Source organism: Collinsella aerofaciens, from assembly GCF_015557435.1.
Taxonomy (GTDB): domain Bacteria; phylum Actinomycetota; class Coriobacteriia; order Coriobacteriales; family Coriobacteriaceae; genus Collinsella; species Collinsella aerofaciens_Z.
Map to the genome: position 1 here is coordinate 1 of NZ_JADNOH010000046.1, position 8118 is coordinate 8118.

The window sequence follows — 8118 nt, forward strand, 5'->3', positions numbered from 1 at the left end:
TGAGCCAGTAGCCGCAGGGCAGCTCGGCCGCCGTGCCCGCGTTAAGGGCCACGGAAGGGACGCCGGCTTTGCAAATTGCTCTGGCAAGTTTTGCCGTCAGCGTGGTCGTCATGTGCCCGTCGGCATTCATCCATTCGGCTGCCGATTGCGCCGTCGAGACCGTGCTACCGAGCCCCGCATCATGAAGCATCGGAAGGACAGCTTGACGAACCGTGTCATTCGCCCACGTTACATCAGTTGCAACCTTTTGGTCAGTATCGGCGTCGTCGACAACGGTCGCCGAAAGGAGCTGGTACGCGTCATACCGCGTCACAACCGTACCGTCCACCGTAATGGCACCGGTATCGGCAGCATGAGCCGTCCCAGGGGCAATCGCGAAAGACAGAATAGCGACCATGATTATCGTCGTGGCAGCCAACAAGCGGCGGTTAAGCCTACTCACGGCTACCACCTCGACCTTGATCGCGATGGCGACGAGCATGCATCCATGTCGCAGCAAGACACAGCAGCGACGCACCAGCCAGATACGTCATAGTCAAGCCAGCCCCGCCCGCCTCAGGAAGCGTGGTCGAATACTTATTGGTAAAGGTCGGTGGGGTTGTAGAGCCGTTGTCGTAGGTGACCTCGGTGTTTAGCTCTCCTTCTCCATTAGTCACGACAACCTTAACCTCATGTTTGGTCGTGTCGTAGGTGATGTGGTCCTTGACGTTGTTCTCAGCGCCCGCGGGAATGACCTCGGAGATGGCGTACTCATAGATCCCCGTCTTGGTGTAATCCAAGACAAAGTCGATATCACCATCCGCACCGTTCCTGATGGTCTGGAGAACCTTACCGGTCTTCTTGTCCTTGAGCACAAACCCGAACTGGCTTTCTTGCAAGGTCGAGCCTTCGAGCACCTTGGTGGCAGAAATTGTAGCTTGACCGCTATAGGGCGCATCATAGACCGTGATGTCGGTACTCACCGTTGGGGTGCCAATGTCGACACCCTTTGCCCTCAGCTCTTCTGCCTTAGTAAGGGCCTTCTGATAGTCGTCCTCATTGGTGCCTTTGAGCAGAATCCACACCGGTTTAGAGGCAATATTGTATCCGCCGGGTGCCTTGGTCTCCTCAAGGCAATACAACTTGTAGGCTTCCATCTTTTGCGTAGGAGTGCCGAACGTTACCGTGCCCTTTTTGTCTGTTTCATCACTCCGAATCAGCGTTTTCGCAGAATCGAGGCCGAACCCTAATGCCTTGTCCATATCAACCTCGTAGAGCGTGAACTCAGCACCGGGCAGCTTTTTTGTGACATCGCTCTCGTCGACCTTGGTAACCGTTACGCCGTAACCGCTACCGCCAGCCGAACCAGACGCCTTTTTAATAGCCCAGTCTTTTGAATGGACCGTATCACCGTCGTAGACACCCGTAAGCGACGCTTTGTTGCTCAGAGAAACCGTTTCTCCCTCGTTACCTGCAGGGATCACTTCATACTCAACTTTGAGATACTCCTTATCGGGCACGCGGAGCGTCATCTTTGTACACGCCGCGCCGTTTTCATCTTCAATGGTCCTAGCGGAAACGGGGCATTTGTCAGAGCCAAGCAACTTCCAGCCTGTCCCATCGTATTGGGACACAGTGACCGAATCCGTCACCAGCGTGCACTTGGCATCCATGACATCGACAAGCTCGAGGAACTCGCTGTCGCTCTTAAGGTTAACTGCCGATTCGTTAACCAAGATGGTGTACTTGATGCGGTTGCTATTGGCGACCTGATCGCCGGTCTTTTGCAGTACGTTACTCTTAATGGTGACGGTCCCACTACCGGAGTTGAACGTTTTGCTCCCCGACTCGGCACTGGCCGAGTTTTTGAGCGTAGTCGAGTTCGTAGAAGTGTTGAGCACGCTGCGCTTTATTGCCGTTTTATACGTAAGCTTGGCATAGCCGGCATATTTACCTAGTGCCGTCGTGGGGATGGAGAAGGTAACTTCATTACCCGAAACGCTCCCTTCAACATCCAGATTCGTTGCCACTTCACGTTCGGCTTCTTTACGCTCGTCATAGGGATTCGCATAAAGCGTATATGTGGCCGATCCGGGAACAAAGCTCATAGTTCCGTCCGCCGGCAAGGTATCCTTAATCGTTATGGGCTGACCGTCAAGCTTTCCAGCACCATAGCATTCACCAGCAGGAGTCTTATAGCGGTTGGCGTAGACCGTCCACGTTGCAATCCAAGCACCCTTTTCAGTCGAACCGGGCTCGACCTGCGACCAATCAAATTTGCCATCCCACGTATATCCATCCGATGATTTGTCAACGTCAGGGGTCTCAGAGTTATTGATGATGTAATACGGCTCTGACGAGTACTGCTTAAAGTTCTTTCCGACAAATGGAAACTGCACGGCCGCCAGATTCCAGTACTGTCCGTCAAGGTTATCAGTCACAGTCGTGTACACAACATCAATCTGGTATCCGTTGGCCCTGAGCTCATCCATTACTCTATCGGTGGCACGCAACTGGATATTAAAGTTAATCTTGTTGCCTTTCGTTACCTCATCACGAGTGTAGAAATAATAATCTCCACTCGTACTGGTCCCCTCGGAGAGCGTGACATCACCGATTTTTACGGCCAATGATTCGACTTTAAGGTGCTGCAGATACGTGCTTTTGAACGTGTCCAGAATCTGAACTTGGGACACATCGACCGTCTCGGGAATCTTTACATGGGTGATCCAGGTGGCATTGCCGTTTTCATCATGCGACTCCAGCTCTTTGGTGATCAGCTGCTCGACAATGCCGCGCCTAAACGTTGCCGTGCTCGTTCCTGATGGCGACGTCGTCCCCTCTCGCTTGATTCCTGCCGTATTCGTGACGGGATCATACGAGTTCTGATCGGTCATTTGGGTATGATACTCAATCTGATAAGGCTGGTACTTCTCTGCTTCTTTCAGATCGCGGAACGTATAACTAAATGTCTCGGCAGAATTGCTGAGATCACCTTCATCAACCTTTTCGCTCTTGTTAAGTCCCCTATAAACCGTATAGCTGCCTATATATTTCTGTTTCTTGTCCAGTGTATCGGTGAATGTATAGCCATTCATGTCGGTTTTGATATCACCGTTGTTGAGCGTAACGGTCCATTTGATATCGGACGGCGTTCCGGTGCCATCGCTCTTGTTGATCATGTCATAGCGGAAATCATTTGCTAAACCCGGCTTTTCCAATCCACCTCTACGGTCTCCGCCCCATGTCCAGCTGGCATTGTTTTTTGAACCGTCGAGTTGGTTAATCCAAACTTTGTTGCCCACGGATACATCCGGGTTCATCACCGAATCATAGGTAATCGTATGAGTCCCTTTGGACAAGTTACCCAAATTAAGAGTCGCGGTCTGCTCGTTAATGCTCGGCTGCTGCTTGAGCGTCTCGCCGTTCAACTTAAACGATTCAGGCACAAACGTAAAATTGCTACCCAACTCATCGGTGAGCTGGACATTGTGAGCATAGGACTCGACCACCAGCTTAAGAGTCCACGTTACTTTTCCTTCACCGCCGGATTGAGAGAACTTGCCTTCCTTCGTTCCCGCCACGTCGCCGTCTTTGGTCGAAATGTCAATTCCGGCCGTTCCGGGAAATTCGACTTTTGTTGTATCGCCGGAGCCAACGTTCTCATTTGCTAGCTTGAATGAAAAATCAACACCGACATGAACATCGGACGGATTCGTATTAATCCAGTTTTGGTCGAAAGTGAAAATCAGCTTATTATTCTCGCACTTCCAGGTGCCAGCCTCTTTGCCCAAACCGTCATAGAGCAACCCGCTTTCATCCTTCAATAACTTAACATTGCTCGGAAGAGAGTACTCCGCAACGTTTTGCGCCGAGCTCGGGGTATGGTTCGGCCTAAAGTCCGCGCTAAACGAACCGTATAGGGTGTCGGTCGAAAGCACGGCAGTATTACCCAAAGGCACTTTACGGTTCTCGTCGGTATAAAGCTCAACCGTAACGTCCGCAGTATTCTCATCAATCACAATCGGCGTCGGCGTCGTCGCATCCTCGGCACGCACGGGGGCTGCACCGTGAAAAACTGCGGCGGTGAGGCTAATTAAAATGAAGATCAGGGCCGCCATACCCAGCGACCGTGAGCGGTGTGCGTCCATAGTTGTCCCCTAATTCCTACAACACAGAGTGGAATACGGCGAATCGTCGGATCGAACACAACCCCAACATCAACGAGAACCTACCTAGCGCATTGCAAGAACCCACTGGGGAGCAACTTCTAAGACGGTTCGTCTATGCCACAATGCATAAAATACAATATAGATACCAGTCATGTAAACCGCAGGTAAAAAGGTCTTTTAATTTAATACCAGTTGATATTTACCTGTTAACAGTTTTGTATCAAAGTGTTTGTATTTCAATGATTCATGTATATGTTTAAACAACTCAACTTTGCCTGAAAAGCCGCTCGGGGGGGGATAACCTCCTCCACCGTGGTGCAGACCAACTCAATCTCCATGCACCAAAAAGGGCGCCGACCATTGCGGTCGACGCCCTTTCTTGTTAGGCGCTATAAAGCCCAGCGCTTATTTGTTGACCTGGCCGGCGCGGACGGCGGCCTTCTTGCGGTCGGTGGCGTTGAGCAGACGCTTGCGCAGGCGGATGTTCTTGGGAGTGATCTCGACCAGCTCGTCATCAGCGATGTACTCCAGCGCCTCCTCCAGCGAGAAGGTGCGAGGCGGCACCAGCTGGACGGAGATATCGGAGGTCGAGGAACGCTGGTTGCCCAGGTTCTTGGTACGGGCGATGTTGACGACCATGTCGCCAGCCTTGCTGCGCTCGCCCACGATCATGCCCTCGTAGCACTCGGTGCCCGGCTCAACAAACAGCTGGCCGCGCTCCTGCAGCGTGCCCAGGGCGTAGGCAACCGCCTTCTCGGTGGTCATGGAGATCATGGCGCCGTTCTGACGGTTGCCGATCTCGCCGGCGTAGGGACCGTACTCCAGGAAGGTGTGGTAGAACACACCCTCGCCGTGGGTGACGTTCATGATGCGGTTCTTAAGACCCATGATGCCGCGCGTTGGGATCTTGAACTCGAGGTGCGTCACGATGCCCGAGGTATCCATGCTCGTCATGATACCGCCGGAGGTACCGAAGACCTCAACGACCTTGCCCGAGTACTCGTCCGGGCACTCGACGACGGCCTGCTCGACGGGCTCCATCTTGTTGCCGTTCTCGTCCTTCTTAAACAGAACGCGGGGACGGCCGACCTGGAACTCAAAGCCCTCGCGGCGCATGGACTCCATCAGGACGGACAGGTGCAGGATGCCGCGGCCCGAGACCTCGACGCCGCTCTTGTCCTCGAGCTCCTCGATCTTCATGGTCACGTTGTTCTCGGCCTCGTTGAACAGGCGCTCCTTGAGCTGACGGGCGCCCACGATGTCGCCGTCGCGACCGACGAGCGGGGAGGTCGAAGCCTCAAAGACGATGGACAGAGTCGGCGGGTCGATCTCGATGGGCTCGAGCTCAACGGGGTTCTCGGGGTCGGTGTAGACATCGCCGATATCGGTGCGGTCAATACCGACAACGGCGGCAATGTCGCCGGCGCCGACTTCCTGGCACTCGGTGCGGCCCAGGTAGTCGAAGGTAAAGAGCTGCTTGACGGTAGCAGTTGCGCTGGAGCCGTCGTTCTTGACAACCAGGATCTGATCGCCCTGGTGAATGGCGCCGGAATACACGCGACCGATGCCGATGCGGCCGACAAAGTTGGAGTGGTCGATGGTCACGCACTGCATGGCCAGCGGGGCGTTCTCGTCAACCTCGGGGGCGGGCATGTCGTCGATGATCATATCAAGCAGCGGATACATGTCCATGTTGCCGTCGTTGGGGTCAAGACGGGCAAAGCCGTTCATGGCGCTGGCGTAGACCACGTGCTCCATGGCGAACTCGAGCTGGTCGTCGGTGGCACCCAGGTCGGCCATAAGGTCCAGGCAGTCGTTGTAGGCCTTCTCGGGGTTGGCGCCCGGACGATCGATCTTGTTGATAACGATCATGATCTTGAGGCCGGTGTCGATAGCGTGACGCAGCACGAAGCGGGTCTGGGGCATGGGGCCCTCAAAAGCGTCAACCAGCAGCAGGGCGCCGTCGGCCATACGCAGCACGCGCTCGACCTCGCCGCCAAAGTCGGCGTGGCCCGGGGTGTCGATGACGTTGATCTTGACGTCCTTGTACTCGATAGAGATGTTCTTGGCGAGAATCGTAATGCCGCGCTCGCGCTCCTGGTCGTTGGAGTCCAGGACGCGGTCCTCGACCTGCTGGTTGGCACGGAAGGCGTCCGTGGCACGCAGGAGCTTGTCGACCATCGTCGTCTTGCCGTGGTCGACGTGGGCGATGATGGCGATGTTCCTCAGATTGTCTACGCGCATGTAGTTCCCCTATCTTCTATCCATATACAAACGGCACGCGTATGCGGCCCGCCCAGCGATACAACGCTCAGCGGGAATATTGAGCCTTTTACCGAAAACTCGTTTATTTTAGCGATTTTAGATAAGAGGGGTTTCCTCACCTGCAGGTTCAGGGTCGCTCCACATAAAACCATCGCCGGCACCCATGCCCTCATACAGCACGTATGCCGAAAAACCGCTCTCGAGCGTGGTTTCGAAGAAGCTCACGAGCAGGGCGTCGTGATAGCCGCCGTCAATTTCGACACAACCGGTGTAGCCGATGGCATAGCGGGCGATGCGGCCCAGGCCCTCGTCCTTAAGACCCATCTTGTGCTCGGAGATAAAGTTGGTGGCCGCCTCGAGGCACGCCTCCTCGCCATCCTCATCGAGCGCCGCCAGATAACGGTTGGAAGCAGCGTCCTCGATCGCCACAACTACACCCGGATTCTCGCCGGCGGCAAGGTCGTCCAAGAACGCACCAATCAGGTCACACACCATGGCGTCGAGCTCGGCGGAGACGTTACCGGCGTCCTGCATATCCTGTGCCATCTTTAGACCTTCCCATCGAGTCTGGCGTCGTTACAGTTCTTGTGCCTCGGCAGCGATCTTGGCGGCAGCGTCGCGGGCGCGCATCATATCCATCGCGCGCTTGTCGAGTACCTTGATCTGGCTGGTCAGCATTACTGCATCGACCACACCCCAGATTACCAAGCCTGTTGAAATCGAAAACCCAAGCGCACCAACTGTACCACGAAGGCGCGAACAGATTGCCGCGACAAGGACGGAGACGACAACCATCTTGATAAACGAGCCGCGGCGCTCGCGAAGCGTGCGGGCCTGCGTCACATAGGCAATGCGAGCCGCCTCAGAAGCCTCCGAGCGCATCTGGGCTTCACGCGCGATGGCGGCCGCTTCAGCCGATACGCGGGTACCCATCAGCGACCTCTCCGCTCGCGTGCCAGACATTTAGAAGTCATCGGGGGAGAGCGTATGGACGAACTCGTCGAACTTCTCGAACTCCTGCTCGTCGTCGACATCCTCGGCGTGGGTGGAAACAGTGCCCAGGCGATTCATGATGTCGTCCTCCACAAACATGGGGGCATTGCTGCGCACGGCAAGGGCAATGGCGTCACTGGGGCGGGCGTCGATCTTGCGCTCGGCGCCATCGGCCAGTACGACGATCGTCGCGTAGAACACCGGCGGCTCGGCGCGAACGATCTCGATGCGCTCGAGCTTGGCGCCCAGGGCGTCAACGGTATCGAGCAGCAGGTCATGGGTAATCGGGCGCTCGGCGCGGCCGCTATCGATGCCGCGGCTGATGGCAGCAGCTTCAAACGAACCAGTCTGAATGGAAAGGGAGCGCAGTGGCGCGGGCGAGTCCGATTTGCTGCTGCGCTCACGAAGCACGATAAGCGATGGCACGGGACCGGCGGCCATGACGATGGTCTCTATGTCGACACGAACCATGGAACACCTCCGGTACATAGCGGTTAACACACGGCAGGGTCGCCGCATTGAATAGCTATACTACCCAATCTTTCGCCCAGCACACAAAATCAAAGTAGTTAATTTGGGACGGGGCTATTTTGACTACTTTGTTGGATAAGAAAAAAGCCCCGAGGCAATGCCCCAGGGCTCTTAACGTTTTGATGGTGGACCTGACAAGATTCGAACTTGTGACCTCCCGGTTATCAGCCGGACGCTC

At 55.3% G+C, this 8118-nt stretch carries 6 protein-coding genes; all 6 read right to left on the reverse strand.

The features are described from left to right. On the reverse strand, positions 1-442 hold a 442-nt coding region (locus I2G43_RS04145), incomplete at its 3' end, for a hypothetical protein (RefSeq protein ID WP_195535195.1). Then, positions 435-4130 carry a Spy0128 family protein gene (locus I2G43_RS04150; protein WP_195535196.1) on the reverse strand — a complete coding sequence of 1232 codons (3696 nt, stop codon included), beginning with the start codon at positions 4128-4130 and terminating at the stop codon, positions 435-437. The genes I2G43_RS04145 and I2G43_RS04150, both read right to left, overlap by 8 nt. 426 nt (positions 4131-4556) lie before the next feature. Further along, on the reverse strand, positions 4557-6395 hold the full coding sequence (gene typA, locus I2G43_RS04155) for a translational GTPase TypA (RefSeq protein WP_055287536.1): 1839 nt from the start codon (positions 6393-6395) through the stop codon (positions 4557-4559). A 117-nt stretch (positions 6396-6512) separates the two neighbouring features. Continuing rightward, complete coding sequence (locus I2G43_RS04160; RefSeq protein ID WP_089572580.1) at positions 6513-6962, reverse strand: hypothetical protein; 450 nt, start codon at positions 6960-6962, stop codon at positions 6513-6515. Positions 6963-6992: 30 nt separating this feature from the next. Beyond that, a complete protein-coding gene (locus I2G43_RS04165; protein ID WP_117647793.1) occupies positions 6993-7349 on the reverse strand; it encodes a hypothetical protein in 357 nt (118 codons plus the stop codon). A gap of 30 nt (positions 7350-7379) precedes the next feature. Next, a complete protein-coding gene (locus I2G43_RS04170; protein ID WP_195535197.1) occupies positions 7380-7880 on the reverse strand; it encodes a bifunctional nuclease family protein in 501 nt (166 codons plus the stop codon). Positions 7881-8118: the final 238 nt, after the last annotated feature.